14 protein-coding genes are annotated in these 18,120 nt (G+C 53.5%); all 14 read right to left on the bottom strand.

The features are described 5' to 3' along the window. Window positions 1-74: 74 nt before the first annotated feature. Window positions 75-1,133: a flagellar motor switch protein FliM gene (gene fliM / locus FF011L_RS06580; protein WP_145350867.1), complete on the bottom strand. Its 1,059-nt coding sequence runs from the start codon at window positions 1,131-1,133 to the stop codon at window positions 75-77. Window positions 1,134-1,168: 35 nt separating this feature from the next. Then, on the bottom strand, window positions 1,169-2,440 hold the full coding sequence (locus tag FF011L_RS06575) for a glutamate-5-semialdehyde dehydrogenase (protein WP_145350866.1): 1,272 nt from the start codon (window positions 2,438-2,440) through the stop codon (window positions 1,169-1,171). Window positions 2,441-2,526: 86 nt separating this feature from the next. Further along, complete coding sequence (locus tag FF011L_RS06570) at window positions 2,527-5,493, bottom strand: anaerobic glycerol-3-phosphate dehydrogenase subunit C (protein ID WP_145350865.1); 2,967 nt, start codon at window positions 5,491-5,493, stop codon at window positions 2,527-2,529. A 13-nt stretch (window positions 5,494-5,506) separates the two neighbouring features. Further along, entirely contained in the window at window positions 5,507-6,274 is a 768-nt protein-coding gene (locus FF011L_RS06565; RefSeq protein ID WP_145350864.1) for a hypothetical protein, read from the bottom strand. A 32-nt stretch (window positions 6,275-6,306) separates the two neighbouring features. Next, entirely contained in the window at window positions 6,307-7,410 is a 1,104-nt protein-coding gene (locus FF011L_RS06560; RefSeq protein WP_145350863.1) for a glucose 1-dehydrogenase, read from the bottom strand. A gap of 140 nt (window positions 7,411-7,550) precedes the next feature. Next, window positions 7,551-8,021 (bottom strand): cytochrome C oxidase subunit IV family protein, encoded by a 471-nt coding sequence (locus FF011L_RS06555; protein WP_145350862.1) that lies wholly within the window; start codon window positions 8,019-8,021, stop codon window positions 7,551-7,553. Between the two features lie 3 nt (window positions 8,022-8,024). Continuing rightward, on the bottom strand, window positions 8,025-9,209 hold the full coding sequence (locus tag FF011L_RS06550; RefSeq protein WP_145350861.1) for a cytochrome c oxidase subunit 3: 1,185 nt from the start codon (window positions 9,207-9,209) through the stop codon (window positions 8,025-8,027). Between the two features lie 79 nt (window positions 9,210-9,288). Then, window positions 9,289-11,025 (bottom strand): cytochrome c oxidase subunit I, encoded by a 1,737-nt coding sequence (locus tag FF011L_RS06545; RefSeq protein WP_145350860.1) that lies wholly within the window; start codon window positions 11,023-11,025, stop codon window positions 9,289-9,291. A 99-nt stretch (window positions 11,026-11,124) separates the two neighbouring features. After that, complete coding sequence (locus tag FF011L_RS06540; RefSeq protein ID WP_218933052.1) at window positions 11,125-12,285, bottom strand: cytochrome c oxidase subunit II; 1,161 nt, start codon at window positions 12,283-12,285, stop codon at window positions 11,125-11,127. Between the two features lie 23 nt (window positions 12,286-12,308). Beyond that, a complete protein-coding gene (locus tag FF011L_RS06535; RefSeq protein WP_218933051.1) occupies window positions 12,309-13,142 on the bottom strand; it encodes an SCO family protein in 834 nt (277 codons plus the stop codon). Window positions 13,143-13,203: 61 nt separating this feature from the next. Next, window positions 13,204-13,527 (bottom strand): hypothetical protein, encoded by a 324-nt coding sequence (locus tag FF011L_RS06530; protein ID WP_145350857.1) that lies wholly within the window; start codon window positions 13,525-13,527, stop codon window positions 13,204-13,206. Window positions 13,528-13,569: 42 nt separating this feature from the next. After that, window positions 13,570-14,841, bottom strand: coding sequence for a hypothetical protein (locus FF011L_RS06525; protein ID WP_145350856.1), 1,272 nt, complete (start codon window positions 14,839-14,841; stop codon window positions 13,570-13,572). A gap of 75 nt (window positions 14,842-14,916) precedes the next feature. Further along, a complete protein-coding gene (locus FF011L_RS06520) occupies window positions 14,917-16,677 on the bottom strand; it encodes a quinol:electron acceptor oxidoreductase subunit ActD (RefSeq protein WP_246109774.1) in 1,761 nt (586 codons plus the stop codon). Further along, window positions 16,674-18,098, bottom strand: a complete 1,425-nt coding sequence (gene nrfD / locus FF011L_RS06515; protein WP_145350855.1) for an NrfD/PsrC family molybdoenzyme membrane anchor subunit — start codon at window positions 18,096-18,098, stop codon at window positions 16,674-16,676. The genes FF011L_RS06520 and nrfD overlap by 4 nt, the downstream gene beginning before the upstream one ends. Window positions 18,099-18,120: the final 22 nt, after the last annotated feature.

Raw genomic sequence — 18,120 nt, 5'->3', positions numbered from 1 at the left:
TTGCCAAATCTCCCACCCTATTTTCTGCCCAAAAGCAAGCGAGATCCGCTGCGGCAACCAGAACGCCCCACAGACTAATCTTCGATGATCGAATCGATCCGCACCGCTTTCTTGCCTCGATGAGCCCCAGGCTTTACGGTGAACTTCGGCACCGACTGGACGGACAGTTCGAGCGGTGACTGCGCGTCCTTCTCGGTCGTGATCACGTCACCGACCGAGAGGTCCAACAATTCGCCGGTCTTGATCCGCGACTTGGCTAGCGTGACCACAATATCGACGACCGCGTCGTCGATGAACTGCGAAACTTGCTGACGCGATTCATCGCTGGGACGACTCTTGCTGTACCCGACCCAACCGTTGTTGGAAAGCTGCGAATTGAAGCGTTCGATCGTATTAAAGGGAATACACAGGTTCATCATTCCGCGATTCCTTCCCAGTGAAACCTCCAACCCGATCAGAATTATGACCTCGTTGGGAGGGACGATCTGGACCAATTGCGGGTTACTTTCGACCCTCTCCACCGTCAGATCCAACTGAACAATGTTCCGCCAGACCTCGGTTAATTCGACACTGAACGCGGTGACCAGTCGCCCAATCAAACGGGTTTCGATTTCGGTCAGCGGACGCCGCAGGCTTTCCACCGGATGCGGGTCACCACCAAGCATTCGGTCGATGATCGCGTACGACAAGACAGGCGAAATATCAAGAATCCAGTGCCCTTCAAGTGGCTCTGGCTTGAGCACATTGAAGCAACTTGGGTTATCCAGACTGAAGACGAATTCGCTGTAAGTCAATTGATCGACACTGATCAATTTGACCTCCAACATGGTCCGCAACATCCCCGACACCGTGGCCCCAAAGCTACGAGCCAGCCCCTCGTGCAGGCTGTGCATCGCTCGCATCTGTTCCTTGCCAACTCGCTCCGGGCGTTTGAAATCGTAGTTAACGGTTCGTACTTGCGGCATCCCGGGCATGGCAACACCGACCCCGGCAGAAGCCTCTTCCGGAGAATCGACTTGTGCGGCCGCTTCGGGGTCTCCGGCGCCAGGGCGCGGAGGCTCCCCAGCATCTGTTTCCATCTGCTTGAGCAAGCTCTCGACTTGGCTGTTGCTGAGTGGTTCTTCTTCAGACATTCCGTTGTCTCTTTGCATCTAGCATGAAGGCACCCTTATCCGCGGATATGACCATCGCCATAAACGACATATTTATAGGTCGTCAACTCACGGAGACCACAGGGTCCACGTGCATGGAATTTATCGGTTGAAATCCCGATCTCTGCCCCCAGGCCGAATTCGCCACCGTCGTTAAAACGGGTGCTTGCATTGACAATCACGGCGGCACTATCGACCGCTGCCGTAAAGGTCCGAGCCGCTTTCAGGTCCTTGGTGACAATTGCATCGGTATGATGGGACCCATACTTATCAATGTGATCGATCGCCTGCTGCAGGTCATCCACGACCGCCACACTGATCACGGGCCCGAGGAATTCAGCGCCAAAATCTTCTTCGCTGGCGGGGGTCATCGGAGTGATCGCACATGCGCGTTGATCGCCACGGAGCTCCACGCCACGCGACTTCAATCGCTCGGCAACAAGCGGCAAGAACTGCTCGGCCACCGCTTGGTGCACCAGCAAGGATTCGCAAGCGTTGCAGACGCCCATCCGGTGACACTTCGCATTTTCAGTAATATTCACCGCCATTTCCAGGTCGGCGTCGGCATCCACATAGACGTGGCAATTGCCGTCGAAATGTTTGATCACAGGCATCGCCGCTTCTGAAGCGACTCGCCGGATCAAGCCTTCGCCACCGCGTGGGATAGCCACATCGATCCACTGATCCATTTTGAGGAAATACCCAACCGCGTCGCGGTCTGGCGTATCGACCAACTGGACAGCTCCGGCGGGAACCCCGTGCGTCGCGGCTGTCTGCTGCAGAATTTCAACAATCGCCTGGCTGCTATGGGCCGCTTCTTTCCCACCTCGAAGGATCACCGCATTGCCACTTTTAACGCAAATGGCAGCAGCATCCGCAGTCACATTGGGGCGGCTTTCGTAGATAAAAAAGACAACCCCCAGAGGGACTCTTACCTTTTCCATCTGTAAACCGTTGGGACGGGTTTGCCCCTCGATGATTTCTCCACACGGATCGGGCAGGGCTGCGATTTCCCGTAAAGCGGTGGCAATCCCTGCAATTCGCTGGTCATTTAGCACCAAGCGATCGACCTGTGCGTCGCTCAGCCCATACGAGGGGGCGGCTTCGATATCCAGTTTATTGGCTGCCAGAATCGACGGAGAACCCGCGACTAGAGCGTCAGCAGAAGCCAGCAACCAAGCGTTCTTGGTCGCCGTGTCTAAGCCTGCGAGCTCTCTGGAGGCTTCGTGAGCCCGTTGAGCGATGGTGCTGCAATGCGTCTGAAGATCGGAAGCTGCGGCCGTAGCCATTAAGTAATCCCATTCAATGTGTAAAAAGTAAGAGTTTTCGACCCTTTCAATTGTCCGCAAACGACCGAGAAAGGTCAACGTCGCTTTTAAACCAGCAAATTACCGACTTCGGGCATCCGCCCATAAGCGTAGGCGAGCAGTTTCAAGGGATGCACCGCTGCCTGATTGACCCCATGTTCAATCTGCATTCGACATGCACTGCACTCACTTGCGGCAATCTGAGCTTTCGCGTCACGCATTGCCGAAATCATGGGCCAGCCGATCCGGAGGCTCTTGCGGTAATTTTTCTTTTGCAGCCCCCAAGTTCCGGCCATCCCGCTGCATCCCGCGTTGACCGATTTCACCATCAATCCCGGGATCAGGCCCATCAACTTCGGGCCAGGCTGTCCATCGTCCATAGCGCGAATGTGGCAGGGAAGGTGGTAGGCAATGGTGGCAGTGACGGGCCGAAAATCGAGCGTCAGTTCATTGCGGCCGTGCATATCCCACAGATAACGGCAGGCCTCGAACGTGTTGTCAGCGACCAGTTGTGCGTCTTCATTGTCGATCAGGTTCAGGTACTCACGCTTCAAACACAACGCAGCGGCCGGTTCCGAAACAATGACTTGATAACCTTGCCGCACGGCATCGGCCAGCAATTGGATATTCTGTGCGGCCAGTTTTTTGGCCGTCTTCAGATCGCCAGCAGAGATGTGGGACATCCCACTGTAAAGCTGCTTTGGCGGAACATAGACCCCGACTCGATTCTGCAGCAAGACTTCGACCAGCGCTTTTCCGACCGAGGTGTCATGGTAGTTGGCGAAGTGATCGATGAAGTAAACGACCTTCCGTCCACTTTGCCGAATCGGCCGAGTCAGTTTGCGGCGTGACGCGTATCGCAGGAACGTCCGATTTGCGACCTCGGGCAGACGCCTAGCCGCGGACAGCCCAAACATTCGTTCCAACATCCAACGTGACAACCGATTGCTTAGCAAACGGTTGCTCAGCCAAGGCAGGCGGGCCATGATCGGTGCCAACGTATCCAATCGGCACAGCAGCAGGTCCGACAACGGAAGCCCATTGGTCGCGACATACTGCCCTTTGATCTCATTCACCAGTTTGGGGACATTGACCGAAGCAGGGCACTCCAGCCGGCACTGATGGCAATTAAAACAGAGGTCAGCGACCTCCTTGCCCCGTTCACTGGAAAGCGCGGCCGGATCCAGATCCCCGGTAAGCACGCCACGGAGCAGATTCGCCTTGGCCCGAGGCGAAGCCTCTTCGATAGGGAAGGCGCGAAACACCGGACACTGCCGTTGTTCAGGAGCGTTCGTGCGGCAGCGACCGCATCCGTTGCACTCGCGAGCGGCCCGGTCAATGGTCTCTTCGCCCGTCCAGACCTGCAGGACAGGCAACCGCTTGGGAGGTTCGGCAGGCTGGATTTCAGCGACCGTTTCGACCTCAACCGCTTCGCCTTCGGTTTTCCATTCACTATCAATTTGAATGCAAGCTTCAACCGGCCGAAGATTTTCATTGACCTGCTGCATGCTGGCCCCGGTGATCTTCCCTGGATTGAAGCGATTACGAGGATCAAACAAGCGCTTGATCTCCGGCATTGCACGCCAAAACTCGCCGTACTGTTTGGGCAGCAACCAAGATCGACTTAGCCCCGAAGCATGTTCCCCGGATAAAGTCCCGCCATGTTTCCAGGCGACTTCGGAAATTCGCTGCGAGAGCGCCCGCACGCGAATCCGATCCTGTGCGTCTGCCAGATCAAGAAACGGACGAACATGCAACTGCCCATGCCCGGCATGCGCGAACATGAACGCCGTCGTCTGTTCGGCTTGAAGCGCCGCTTGAATCTCCGTCAGGACTTTGGGCAACGAAGCAGGCGGAACCAGAAGATCTTCGACAAACGGCAGCGGCCGCGAGTTCCCTTTCAGGCGATAGACGCGTGGGATCACACGTCGACAAAGCCGCCAATAAACATTCCGTTCACTTCGCTGGACCGTCGACACCGCGGCAAACGCAAGCCCCAGCGAATCACGCAGTTCTTTCACCAAAGCGGCTAATCGATCCCGCAGTTCCGACAATGAATCACCCTGCATTTCGACCAGCAACATCGCCTCGGCATCGCGTGGAATCAATTCCTCATAGCGGGGTTCGATATCGCGTGCGATTTCCAGCAAACGGCGATCCATCAGGTCGCACGCAACAACTCCCTGAGGCACTGCGGCGATTGCCCCTTGAGCCGCCAATTCCAAGCGATGAAAGAAGAGCAATGCGACTCCGCGATGCCCGGGAACCGGTTCCGTACGAATGGTTGCATCGGTGATCAGTGCAAGCGTCCCTTCGCTACCGACGGTCAACTTCGCCAGGTCAATTTTCTCTCCTGCGGAGCAGTCATCGATTCGATAACCGCCACGCAGCTGCCGCCCTTCCATTTGAAGTTTTTCCATCGCGGCGGCATTGCGGTCAATCACTCGCCGCACGCCTGCTGCCCAAACGCCCGGGGTCCCCGGTTCCTCTGGCGAATGCTGCCCCAATTCAAGAACTTCGCCTTCAGCGGTAACGACCTGCATCGATTCAATCGTATCCCGCGCGGATCCATAGCGAAGGTAATGACTGCCAGACGCATCGACCGCAAGCACGCTCCCCATCGTGGTCACACTACGGGTTGCGGGATCGGGTCCAAACATGCGCCCGATCGACCCCAATTCACGGTTGAGGTTTGCCAGTACGACCCCGGGCTGCACGCGAACCCGCGCGCCATCGTCCAACAATTCGCTGCGTCGGAGATAACAAGAAAAATCGAGACATAACCCAGGCCCCAAGGACTCGCCGGAAACGCCGCTTCCAGCTCCTCGGGCATGGATGGTTAGATGATGTTCCGAAGCATACCGAACACAGGTAACCACATCTTGCAGATTACGCGGGCGCACCACTCCCAACGGACGAAGTTGGTAAATACTGGCGTCCCCTGCGTACAACTGTGCAGTCACATCGTCACACAGCACCTCTCCTTTCAGGTTGCCTCGCAGGTCATCTTGAATCCGCCTCCGCTCTACGTCCATTCTCTCCTCGAGTTCACTGACCTAGCCGCGTGGCACCGGTCAGAATGATTGGAATCCACGCAAAGCTGAAGCCAGCAATGACAAAGACGGCCAGCAAAACCGGCCCGTTCGCCCACTTTGCTTTCGAGGTTTGTGGGAATCCCGAACGGGCCAATTCCCCAAAACCTCGCCAAACACAGAAGGCGGCCAACATTTCTGCCGCTGCAACCACCATCGCCAGTGGCAACTGCAACTGCAGTGGCTTTCCCGGAACTAAGAACAAGCCAGCCAAAACAGTCAGCAGGCCGATCACTAGTCCTGCAGATAGTCTAACAAGGAAACCAAGATTCGCGGGAAAGCGATTTTCAACATCCAAACCTCCGGCCCCCAGTCGCACAAGCTGAGCAAACCCCAGCCAAGCCAATGCCGCCAGCGCCGCGATCAGCGTGTGATGCAAGGTCGTTAGAAGAAAGCGAACCGAAAGGGGCTCATTGACCGCCATAAACCCAAACAGGGTGAACCAAGCCAACAAGATCGATACAGGAAAGACCCATCGCGAAGGGTTCGCAAGCGTGCTCCAAACCCAAGCGGCGATCAGTGGGAACCAGCCCCACGCCGCAGGGGCCCCAAGGCCGGGCAAATCCTGTTTGGCTCCGAAACCAAACAGCCACCCAACTGTAACAATGGCTAACGAAAGCGGAATCAATACCGCCAGCCGGAACCGCCTGGATGTCCCCGCCATTGTCGACGCGGACACAACCAACAGGCTCATCAGCAGGTACAGAAGGATCATTTGATTCATCGTTTCAACTCACCTTCGTACCCTTGCTGGCCCTACTCTTCAGCGACGTTTACATAGACTTTCAGGGCGTCGTCGTCTTCCACCAATAACCGCATCATCTCTTTGTACTGATCGAGTCCATCGACAGGACTTGTCAGGATTTTCTCGATCACGCCGGGGAACATCATCTCGCCCAACGCGAGATCGCGGATCCCCATTTCAAAATGGTCACGATTGGCGTTGACGCTTCCCAGTAACAGTTTATTCCCCAGCACCCAATCAATGTTGATTTTGTCGCTAGGAATTTCAATCTGACGATCACCACCAGTAATACTGGTCCAGACCACCACCCCGTTGTGCCCAACATACTTCATCGCATCGAAGGCCAGGCCACTGTGTCCGGTGGCGTCAACGATCAAGTCTGGGCGACCGGTTTCCGCAACCAAATCGTCCAGCGAACGCTCCTTCGTGCTGACGTAGGTTGCTTCAAAACCTTCGACGATCGATGACTTCAGATGAGGGCCGGGGGCACGAGCAACCGTGTGTACCTGCAAGCCGCGAAGCCTCAGAATCAAGGTGGTCAACAATCCGATCTGCCCACTTCCGAACACGTAAGCGACCCGCGGGCGCCAAACCTTCATCCGCCGCTGAGCTTCATAGGCTTGGTGAACCGCTTTGGCGGCACAGCTCATCGGTTCCATCAACACGTGCAGGTGTTTTAGGCCCTTGGGAACGCGAACGATGTACTCTTGATCGTCGACGAAGTATTCCGTCAAGAAACCATGACGCAGGTTAATACCGCGTTCGTAATAGGTTTCTTCGCTGGTCATGTCGTAGGTTCCGATCTGGTCATAGATCGAATTCCCCGGACGGCGAACGGTCGGGGTGACATAATCGCCGACCTTGATGTTTCGAACGTTCGGTCCCACTTCTTCGACCACACCGAACGATTCATGCCCGATCACCAAGAATTCATCCCCTTCGGGAGCGTTCCCATAGAGGGCTTCATTGATTTCTCGATCGGTTGCATCGACGCCCACTTTCAAGGTCCGGACCAGAACACCGGTCCCTCCTGAAATGTCATCCAATGAGGGTCTGGAGATCTCTTCCAAATGCACGCTATTTGGTTTTCCGGGGGTGACAGCGACCGCTTTCATTGCAATGACTCGATATCAGGAAAGTGGATTATTAAAGAGCAGGGAACACAAAAAAAACGCCAGCATTGGAAGCTGACGTTTCATTTTTAATAGGGATGGTACCAAACGAAGAAGCAATCCGATGGTGCCTATGCGACGCTCTATTGAGCTTCGGGGGGATCCACGACCGACGGTCCTTCTATCGCCCCGGTATCGTCAGCAACCGCAGGATCTTCCAAGGCCGGAACGACCTCTTCGATCTCTTCAAGAGCCTCGTTCACATAGGGAGCATCGATGATGGGTTCCAATGAAGATCGGTAGGCATTTCGATCCATCATCGTCAGGCCCATAAACAATGCTAAGAAAAACGCGCTGGACAGGAAGATCAAAGCATTAAACGGTTTGTCATGCCCAAGGTGCATGAAGAAATACATGACCAACGAAGCTTTGATCGAAGCAATAAACAAACTGATCCAGATCTCAGCGTTGCCAAGTTTAAAATTGGCGATCAACACCGTTATGATGGTCAAAATAACCAACGCCGAAAATACGGTTAACAGTGACGAGATCGATTGCGGGTGCGCAAAACCGTGGTCGCTGCCGTGCTCGGGATGTTCGGAAGAAGCACTCATCAATTAACCAATCAGGTATAGCAAAGGGAACAAATAAATCCAAATCAGGTCGACCAAGTGCCAGTACAGCCCGACAAAGTCGACAGGGCCGAAGTACTTTTCGTTGAACTCAGCTCGAACCGCCCGAATCAGCAACCAAACCATAACCCCCATCCCAGCCAGGATGTGGATCGCGTGAACTCCGGTCATGCAGTAATAGATGCCGAAGAAGATCCCAGCTTGTTTGGGAGTATTAATGTCTCGTTTTTCCGTCGCATTCGGAACGGGTTTTTCGTCGCCCGTTAACACAGCCCCACTCGAGGCAGCCGACTGAGACTTCAAAGCACGAAGGTTGTCCTTCGCACCAGGGTTGCTGCTGTCCTTGGCCAACACGTCCAACCCGATCAGGTCATCATCGGAGGCAAGAATGGGACCATCCGCAGCGACCGTGTGATCTTCGTGACCTTCCTCATCATGCGAGCCATGTCCGGCTTCATCTCCATGTTCGCCATGGGCGACCGAAGCGTGTGCTTCGCCGTTTCCATGAGCGTTTTCCGCAGCCGCTTCGATGATCGTTCCTAGCCCTACACCTGCAAAGAAGCAGAGGCAAACAACCGTCAGCGGTTTCAGAACGCGAACCTTGAATTCATCCTTTTGGAGGAACGCCAAGATCAACCAACCGATCACAAAAACCGCGATGATCGCAAACGGAACACAAATATATGCAAGGTAATTCGGTGCATCGGCGTGATGAGGATGCAGCGGATCGTACGTGTACAAACCGGCTGGCAGCAAACCCATACCAAATTTATGAGAGTATTCGACCGCCTTGACGCCCAAGAAGATCGCGGCACACGAAAGCGTCGCCGCCAGCATTCCGATCAACATCTTATGTTGTCGCAACTGAGCACAGCGAACCGCCCAGGCCATGGTCAGTGAACTGAACAACAGGACGCCGGTGTTAATGGCTCCCAACTGAGTGTTCAGGAATTCACTACAGCCTTCAAAGACCTCTGGTCGTAAATTGCGATACAACGCATACGCACAGAACATCCCCCCAAAAAACAGGACTTCGGTCACCAGGAACAACCAGATCCCCAATTTGCCTGCGTCGAACTGCTGTTCGTACGAGTCAAAATGGTGAGCGAGGTTTTCGTGATGTTCATGATCGTCATGACCATGGTGCGCATCTGCGGTTGTCTCTGCCATCGGACGGCTGCTTTTCGAAAAGTTCAAAGTAGTAGGATGGATTCAAATCGGATAGGCACAAAGGCCTACCACGCAATGATTACGACTGCCCGCCTGCCGAAGCAGGGGTGGATTCCGGAGTCTTTTCCGGAACACGTTCACGAGGCAAATCCGTAAAGACATAGTTGTCGGTCGCCGAATCGTATTCGACATTGTCGAATTCATACGGGTCGCCAACAGCTGGTGGATTCTTGAAGTTAAAAAACGGTGGAGGACTGGTGCAGTGCCATTCAAGCGTTGCTCCGCCCCATGGGTTTGCAGGAGCCTGTTTGCCGTTGAAGATCGAGTGCAACAATACCAAACCGGCGATCAGCAAGCCGATCCCCAGGGTGAATGCACCGATGCTGGACAACTGATGCAACCAGGCAAATTCAGGGTCGTAACTGGCGTACCGCCGTGGCATCCCTTGATTCCCTAGCAAGAACTGAGGAAAGAAGGTCATATTAAAGCCAATGAACACAACCACGGCCGAAACACGTCCCCAGGCCTCGTTGAACATCTTGCCACTCATCTTTGGCCACCAGTGGAACAAGCCACCGACAAAGGCGATCACGGTTCCGCCCATCATCACGTAATGGAAGTGGGCGACCACGAAGTAGGTATCGTGCAGATGAAGGTCCGTGCTGATCGTTCCCAGGAACAATCCGGTCAATCCACCGATGGTGAACAAGAACAAAAAGCTAAGGGCATAACACATCGGGGTGGTCAAACTGATCGCCCCTTTGTACATCGTCGCCACCCAGTTGAAGACCTTAATGGCCGACGGGACGGAAACGGTAAAGGTCAAAGCACTGAAGACAATCACGGTCACGTGACTCATACCGCTGGTGAACATGTGATGTCCCCAGACCAAGAAACTAAGCAGAGCCAAAGCGATCGAGGAGTACGCGATGAAGCGATAACCAAAGATCCCTTTGTGACTATGAACGCTGACAATTTCACTGATCACACCAAACGCTGGCAGAATCATGATGTACACAGCGGGGTGACTGTAGAACCAGAAGAAGTGCTGGAACGTGACAGGGTCACCGTTGAATTCGGGATCGAAGATCCCGATATGCATCGTTTTTTCAGCGATCAAAAGAAGCAGGGTGATACCCAAAACTGGGGTAGCCAATACCTGAATGATGCTGGTCGCGTAGGTCGCCCAGAGGAACAAAGGCATCCGGAACCAAGTCATCCCTGGTGGACGCATGGTATTGATCGTCACGATGAAGTTCAGACCGGTAAAAATCGAACTAAACCCGAGGATGAATGCTCCCAAGGTCGCCATCACCACCGATGTGTCGGTCGACGTGCTGTAAGGCGTGTAGAAGGTCCAACCTGTATCCAGGCCGTTCATCAACAAAGCCCCGACGAAGAAAATCGCTCCGCCGACCCAGAGGTAAAAACTGCTCAGGTTTAGGCGAGGGAAAGCAACGTCCTTGGCACCCAACATCACGGGAACCATAAAGTTCCCCAGTGCCGCTGGGATACTTGGGATGATAAACAAAAACACCATGATCGCTCCGTGGAGCGTAAAGATCTGGTTGTAGGTGTTGTTGTCCTCAAACAACGCTCCATCGGGAGACATCAGATGAGCACGAATCGCCATCGCCAGCAATCCGCCTCCCAAGAAGGAGGCAAGGATGCCGACCAGGTACATGATCCCAATCCGCTTATGATCCAGCGTGCATGCCCAGCTGAGCACACCGCTGCTGTTCTTAAGGTAGTTTTCGCTGTCGGAAACGAAACCGGCATCGCGCCCGCTAACTTGCGGTACTGCACCTGAGGCCATCGTTAATCCCCTGTCTCTAAAAGGCCCCGAACTGAACGTTCGGGATATAAAATATTGGTCGTTATTATGGTTACTTGATCAGACAAAGCATTACTTCGTCTATTCCGCTGCGTCTGCGGCTTTTTCATCAGCCGATTTTTCTTCTGCGAGATCGGCGGCCGTAGAGCCCCGATCACTTTGTTGTTTGATGAACGCAATTAGGGAATTGATGTCGTCGTCGGACAACTGTCCCTTAAAGCTAGGCATCTGTGGGTTGAATCCGTTGACGACCTTTGCTTTAGGATCGAGGATCGATTCGCGAATGTATTGCTCGTCGCCCAGGACCTTTTCACCCGTTGCAAGTTCACGGTCATAACCAAACAAGTTATGGAATGAAGGGCCGACGACGATCTTGTTTGCTTCCAGCGAGTGGCAGCCGACACAGTTCCGCAGTTTGTACAGTTTCTCGCCATATTCGGCAGGAGGCGTTTCACCACGCGAACTGATCTTCTTAATCCACTGGTCAAGATCTTCTTGGGTTTCATGCACGACGACATACGATTGCATGGTCGAGTGATCCTGCCCGCAGTATTCCGCACAAAACAGGTCGAAGTATCGGTAGCCATCCTCGGTGACTTGGTGACGATCGTAATCCCACTGCTTATCACCCGATTCTTTATGATCGGCGAGAATGACGGCGAGTTCTTCGTCGCTGATTTTTTCACTAGCCATCGTCGCCTCGAACCAAGCGATGTTGTAACGGCCAGGAACAATGTCCCGCTTAATGCGAAACGCCGGGACGAAAAACGAGTGCAGAACGTCGGTCGATCGCATCACCATTTTGGTCGGTTGATCTAAAACAACGTGCAATTCCGGGTGAATGGCTCCGTTACCGTAATCCATCGACCAAGCCCACTTGTAGGCAGTGACGTCCACTTGCCGGGCACCTTCTGGGGGAATGGACATATCCAAATATCCCCAGGATCCACGCACAAACATGATCACCAAGAAGATACAAGGAACCACCGTCCACGTGATCTCCAGACCGTTGTGATGGCGGAGGCGACTGGTCGCCTTGCCACCTTTGGCTTTTTTGTATTTGAGGACGAAATAGCCCATCACAATCATCAACGGGACGAAAAACATGATAGATACCCACAGAATCATACTGTAGGTGCTATCGCTTTCCGCAGCGTACGTGGAAGCCTGATCGGGAAACCACAATTTATGTGCGGCATCGGCCCAGAGGCCCGAAGTGCATTGATTTAGTTTAGCTAACATCGTCATATCAAAAGAATTGTTGGTTACGGTTCCATCGATGCGGAGTCGACAGGTTCAGTTTCGTCTTGGTCTGGTGTCGCAGAATCAGCCTGAGTTTTACGTTTCCCGAGCCAATAGGGGATCAAAGCCACGAGGACAATGACCACCGTCAGCAGTCCCCCCAAACGCATTAGCTTCCAAGCTTCCGCGGTGTATTTCCCCAAGTTCGGGTCGTAGCTAAAACACCACATCACAATCTGGTCGACCGGAGACCCAATTTCACCTTCACCTGCGGCGATCAGCGAACGTTTAAGGTCTTCGGCTGGAAAATCGATTCGTAATGAATAGTTACTAATTTCACCGTTGGGAGTGACAAAAGCCAACATCGCAGGGTGGTTAAATTGTTTGGAGACGGGATCCAACCGGTACTTAAATCCTAGCGTATCCGTCAGTTCTGTAATCACTGATTGCTCCGCCGTGGCGAAATGCCACGCCTGAGCGACATCGGGTTGTTCGGTTACTTGGCCCACGTAAAGGGCCTTGGTTTCGCTGATCCTTTCGGTCGATTCGTCTGGGTCAATACTGACCGTTAGGATCTGAAAATCGTCTCCTAGACGGAGATTTAGTTCATTTAAAGAGCGGGTTAACGCATTCAACTGAACGCTGCATAGGACCGGACAATCGCTGTAATTCAAGGTCACGATGACCGGTCGTTTGCCATCAAAATATTCTGCGAGGCGAGCTGTTTTTCCTTCGCTATCGGTGACTTCCAAGTCGAGGGGCAAGTTCACCCCCAGGTGCTGTTCGACGTCAACACCCTTCACCTGGGCGGGTACGCCGTTGTTCAGTGTCCCCGACTCGGTGCCTGGCTGCGCCATCGCCGGGAGGCAACAAGCGAACCCGCCCAAAAGCACAGTCAACCGAAGCAGAAACGATCTGTTACGTTTCGTTGGAATTGGATTCTCGCTTTTCATTGGAATTCTTAGCCGACAAAGCGGCTCGTTTCTCGATCGCCTCATCGATAGGGATTTGAATCTGGCCCGTCAGCGAGTTTACGCCATACTCTTCGATGGTCCCCATCTGCTCAGCAAGCAGCTCGTTCCCTTCAGCGTAATGACTTTGTGCGGACTTCAATCTGTGTTCACGTTGCTCCAAGGCATAGTAGATCACCTGGCTAGCCAGAATTGCGATAAACGTTAGCGCGGCGGAGATCACCGAGATCGTGATGATTTGGCGATTATTTAAATCGTTGTAATTCGACATAACAGGGAGGCCTGATTCTTGTTTTGAACTCTAAAGGTCCGATTAAATGTTCTCAAAGCCAATCGATTCGACCAACCGCGGATCGCGGGCAGGAATCAAAGGAACCTCGGAAGCCTGCTTCAGGAAACATCCCATATACAGGGCCAACATCCCAACCGCACACAAAATCACACTGACGATCCCCAATCCGCCGCCGGCAGGGCCGAGCGTATGAGTTGCTTGTGGCATGATTGCCCAAAACAGATCGATAAAGTGCATGACCAAAATGTACAACGCCCAGCCAACCACCCAACCTGGACGACGGCGTAGCGTGCGGCTCATCAAAGCCAGGAAGGGGAGCAACCAGTGTGCAAGGATCAAAAGGATCGACACCGTTGCCCAACCATGCGACTGGCGGAAGAAGAACCATTCGGTCTCTTCTGGAATATTGGCGTACCAGATCAACAGGTACTGGCTAAACGAGATGTAAGCCCAAAAGACGATAAAGCCGAAGATCAACTTGGCCATGTCGTGGTAGTGTTCGACCGTGAATTCGTCACGGACTTTGCCGTGCGACTGGAACCAGTAAACCAGGGCGGTGGCCGTGGCATGAGCCGCCAAAATCGATCCGGCAAAGATGTAGACTCCGAACATCGTGCTGAACCACATAGGTGCCAATGACATGATCCAGTCAAAAGCGGCAATCGATGCTGTCAAGCAAAAGACGATCAGACCGGGACCGCTCCAGAATTGCATCCGTTCGGTAATCTTGACTTCGCCCGTCTGATCTTGCAGGCGGCTAAGCCCACAGAAGAAGCGGGCCAAAAGGATCCAAGAACCGAAGCAGAAGATGGCTCGAACGGTGAAGAACCATGGATTCAAGTACAGCTGTTTCGCTTTGGCGACGCCCATTGCGTCAAATTCAGCGGTCTGCCACTGGTACATGGTCGACGTTTCCGAATCCGCATGGGTCAGGTGAGCGACCCAGACCGCGGCTAAAATCGGGAGGAACATGATTGCCAACAACTTGACGTTATTGGCAAGCAGTTCGGTGGTCCGCCGAACCGTGGCACTCCAGCCGGCCCGCGTCAGGTGCTGAATGATCACGAAGAACAGACTGCCTAGACTGATCGTGCAGCAGAACATAAACGCCGACAGGTAGGCCAGCATTGCGTACCGAATGCCTTCGACCGCAGAGGCTCCCAGGCCCCATCCAATCAAGAGGACAAGCACACCGCCAGCCAACAATGGCAGCGCCAGCTTGGCCAACGAGTCGGGCAATTGCAGCGACTCGTCATCAGGGGCTTTGATAGTAATCGGTTCAGAATGGCTCACTTCGGTTCACCAAGTACGTGATAATGGGGATGGCTGGTGTGCGGACAATGGATAACGGTTGCGTTTCAGACCCGGCTATGCAGCCGGTTCCGCGGACTTCTTTGCGTCCGCTGCTGCTGCAGCATCCGCCGCTTTTTTTGCTTCTTCTTCAAGCTGTTGTTGAACATCGGCCTGCAATTTCTTCAGTTCCGCACGCCGCGGGGCAGGAACACTTTCCAAACCAAGCGAATCGGCGTTCCGGCTTAACTGCAAGGCTCGTACGTAAGCGACAATCGCCCAACGGTCCTGTGCAGTGATCTGAGCACCGTACCCGGGCATCTTGCGAATCCCGTGAGTAATGGTGTTGAACAACTTGCCATCTGGATAGTCTTTGGAGTTCAAATCTTCGTTGTATAGCCGCGTGGGAGGTACCCAAGTCGCAGCCAAAATCTTCTGAGCCCGCAAGGCGACCAAACCACTACCGCTACCGTCTCGCCCGTGGCAGACGGCACAGTAGATATTGAATTGCATTTGCCCGCGTTTCATATTCGCGGCAGTCTCTTCAAGCGGGTTCGCTGTCAACCAAGGTGTTGCGTCGGCCGCGGCAGCGACTTCTTCAACAGCCGCCTTCGCCTCTTCGGCGACGACCGCTGGAGCTGCGTCAGCTTTCATTTCCTCAGCAGGCTTTGCTTCCTCGACAGGTTTTGTCTCCGCAGCAGGTTTCTCTTCAGCAGCAGGTTTCTCTTCCGCTTTCATTTCTTCTGCTGGTTTCTCGTCAGCAGGTTTTTCGTCAGCTGGCTTATCATCGGCCGGTTTCTCTTCAGCTGGCTTTTCGTCAGCTGGCTTGTCATCGGCCGGTTTCTCTTCAGCTGGTTTTTCTTCAGCCGGTTTTTCCTCAGCTGGTGGAGCTTCCTTCGCTGGTTTTTCTTCGGCTGCTGGTTCCCCATCGTCGGGAGCCTGCAACAGGCTGACCAACTGGTCTGCTCGCTGAGGATCGATAATGGACAATGCTTCCATATCGATTCCGGTATTGAAATCAAGCCCATAGTTCAACTGACCACGGGCCACGGTTCCGGGGACGTCGGGACGCATGGAGCGTCCGTCGGAGAACAGAGTGGTTTTGGTTTGTGCTTCTTTAGCGGGCGAAAAATCCATATCGTAGAAGATATGAAAACGTGGAGTCCCGCTGGTGGTGACCCGCATTTTTGCCAAAATGATCGGCGGCACCAAGGCAACAATCGCCAAGGCCGTCAGCACATAAAAAACAGGTTTTGGGATCAGGTTTGACGAGTCGTCTTCGATCACATCTTCGACGTACTCAGAACCACAATCACTCAGTAACGTTCGCACGCCGGCATGATCATAGCGTCCATCTTCCGCATCAACGTAAAGGAAAAAGCGGTCATCGGTTGAGCGATCAAAACGGGGATTTGTAAAGATCGGATTACTGAAACGAGGCAACTTATTCAGTGCCAACATTCCAAAGAACGACCCAAACGCGGCTAACAAAATCGTTAGCTCAAACGCCACCGGAATGAACGCTGGCAGACTGATCATCGGTTTACCCGAGATGATGTACTGGTAATTAATACCATTCATCCAGATTTCCATCGCCAGTGCGATGGTGCAACCTGTCAGCCCACCGGCAAACGATATCCACGGAAGGACCGTTGGTTTAATGCCGAGCGCTTTATCGATTCCGTGAACCGGAAACGGTGTAAAGGCATCGGTTTTAAGATAGCCTGCATCGCGAACACGTCGACATGCAGCCATCAGGGTATCGACCGAGTCAAACTCGGCGGTTACCCCTTTCAGATTTGTTTTTTCTTTGTTGACGGCCATGGTTCTATCTTTCATTCCGATTCGTGCTTTGCATGTTCCATCGCGTGCCGCACGTGCATTTCATGAGCAAGTGTGGCTTTGGTTTCTGCCATGTTGACGACCGGCATAAACCGACAGAACAACAAGAACAGAGTAAAGAACAGGCCGAAGGATCCAATCAACATCCCCCAGTCAACCCAGGTTGGACTGAAGTATCCCCAGGCACTTGGGAGGTAATCGCGTGACAAACTACTCACAACAATTACAAACCGTTCAAACCACATTCCGATATTGACAAAAATGGTAACGATAAAAATCAGGACTGGATCGGTGCGGAAGCGACGGAACCAGAACAATTGTGGACTGATAACGTTGCAGCTAATCATGATCCAGTAAGCCCAAGCGTAAGGGCCAAAAGCACGATTAACGAAGGCAAACGTTTCCTCACCTACCTGGCCATACCAAGCGATGAAAAACTCAGTCCCGTACGCCAAACCGACAATCGATCCTGTAGCAAGAATGATCTTGCACATGTTTTCTAAGTGGCGAATGGTGATCAGATTTCTCAGATCGAGCATGGCTCGAGCTGGAATCATCAGAGTCAACACCATCGCGAAGCCGCTAAAAATGGCTCCCGCAACAAAGTAAGGCGGGAAGATCGTTGTATGCCAACCCGGCACCTGACTAACTGCAAAGTCAAAGGAAACGATCGTATGAACACTCAACACAAGCGGTGCCGCCAACGCGGCCAACAATGCATAGGCTTTTTCGTATCGCATCCAGTGCCGCGACGACCCGGACCAACCAAGCGACAACAGGCCGTAAGCAAAACGTCGATACTTGTTCTTCGCGCGGTCTCTAAAGGTCGCCAAGTCGGGGATCATCCCCATGTACCAAAACAGCAGCGAAACGGTGCCGTAGGTACTAACGGCAAACACGTCCCACAACAGTGGACTACGGAACTGAGGCCACATCCAAAGGTTCAAACTTGGATACGGAGCCAACCAATAAGCCAGCCAAGCTCGCCCAACGTGAATCCCGGGGAAAGTACCAGCACAGACAACCGCAAAAATGGTCATCGCTTCCGCGGCACGGTTGATACTGGTACGCCATTCCTGACGAAACAGAAACAGAATTGCACTGATCAGCGTTCCGGCGTGTCCGATCCCCACCCAAAACACAAAGTTCACAATCGGCCAGCCCCAGAATACCGGCGAGCGGTTACCCCAGACACCGACTCCGGTGTAGATCAAATACAGGATGAGGATACTGAAGAAAGCTGCAATATGGGCGGAGATCAAAAATCCCGCGACCCACATCTTGCTCGGCTTTCGCTCCGCAATCTTGCAGACCGATTCAGTGATGGTGTGGAAGTTGGTGTCTCCCAGCACCAGGGGCGCCCGTTCACCCGGGCGTTCCAGTGTGTTGTCTAAGCCTTTGACGCTGGCGATGGACATGGTTTTTGGATACTGGGAAATA

Source organism: Roseimaritima multifibrata (assembly GCF_007741495.1).
GTDB classification, from domain to species: Bacteria; Planctomycetota; Planctomycetia; order Pirellulales; family Pirellulaceae; genus Roseimaritima; species Roseimaritima multifibrata.
The sequence above is the reverse complement of the archived record's forward strand: the minus strand, read 5'-3'. Positions and strand labels throughout refer to the sequence as shown.

Coding starts and splice junctions, on each gene's coding strand:
- fliM (WP_145350867.1), bottom strand. CDS start 1,133: ATGTCTGAAGAAGAACCACTCAGCAACAGCCAAGTCGAGAGCTTGCTC.
- FF011L_RS06575 (WP_145350866.1), bottom strand. CDS start 2,440: ATGGCTACGGCCGCAGCTTCCGATCTTCAGACGCATTGCAGCACCATC.
- FF011L_RS06570 (WP_145350865.1), bottom strand. CDS start 5,493: ATGGACGTAGAGCGGAGGCGGATTCAAGATGACCTGCGAGGCAACCTG.
- FF011L_RS06565 (WP_145350864.1), bottom strand. CDS start 6,274: ATGAATCAAATGATCCTTCTGTACCTGCTGATGAGCCTGTTGGTTGTG.
- FF011L_RS06560 (WP_145350863.1), bottom strand. CDS start 7,410: ATGAAAGCGGTCGCTGTCACCCCCGGAAAACCAAATAGCGTGCATTTG.
- FF011L_RS06555 (WP_145350862.1), bottom strand. CDS start 8,021: ATGAGTGCTTCTTCCGAACATCCCGAGCACGGCAGCGACCACGGTTTT.
- FF011L_RS06550 (WP_145350861.1), bottom strand. CDS start 9,209: ATGGCAGAGACAACCGCAGATGCGCACCATGGTCATGACGATCATGAA.
- FF011L_RS06545 (WP_145350860.1), bottom strand. CDS start 11,025: ATGGCCTCAGGTGCAGTACCGCAAGTTAGCGGGCGCGATGCCGGTTTC.
- FF011L_RS06540 (WP_218933052.1), bottom strand. CDS start 12,285: ATGTTAGCTAAACTAAATCAATGCACTTCGGGCCTCTGGGCCGATGCC.
- FF011L_RS06535 (WP_218933051.1), bottom strand. CDS start 13,142: ATGGCGCAGCCAGGCACCGAGTCGGGGACACTGAACAACGGCGTACCC.
- FF011L_RS06530 (WP_145350857.1), bottom strand. CDS start 13,527: ATGTCGAATTACAACGATTTAAATAATCGCCAAATCATCACGATCTCG.
- FF011L_RS06520 (WP_246109774.1), bottom strand. CDS start 16,677: ATGAAAGATAGAACCATGGCCGTCAACAAAGAAAAAACAAATCTGAAA.
- nrfD (WP_145350855.1), bottom strand. CDS start 18,098: ATGTCCATCGCCAGCGTCAAAGGCTTAGACAACACACTGGAACGCCCG.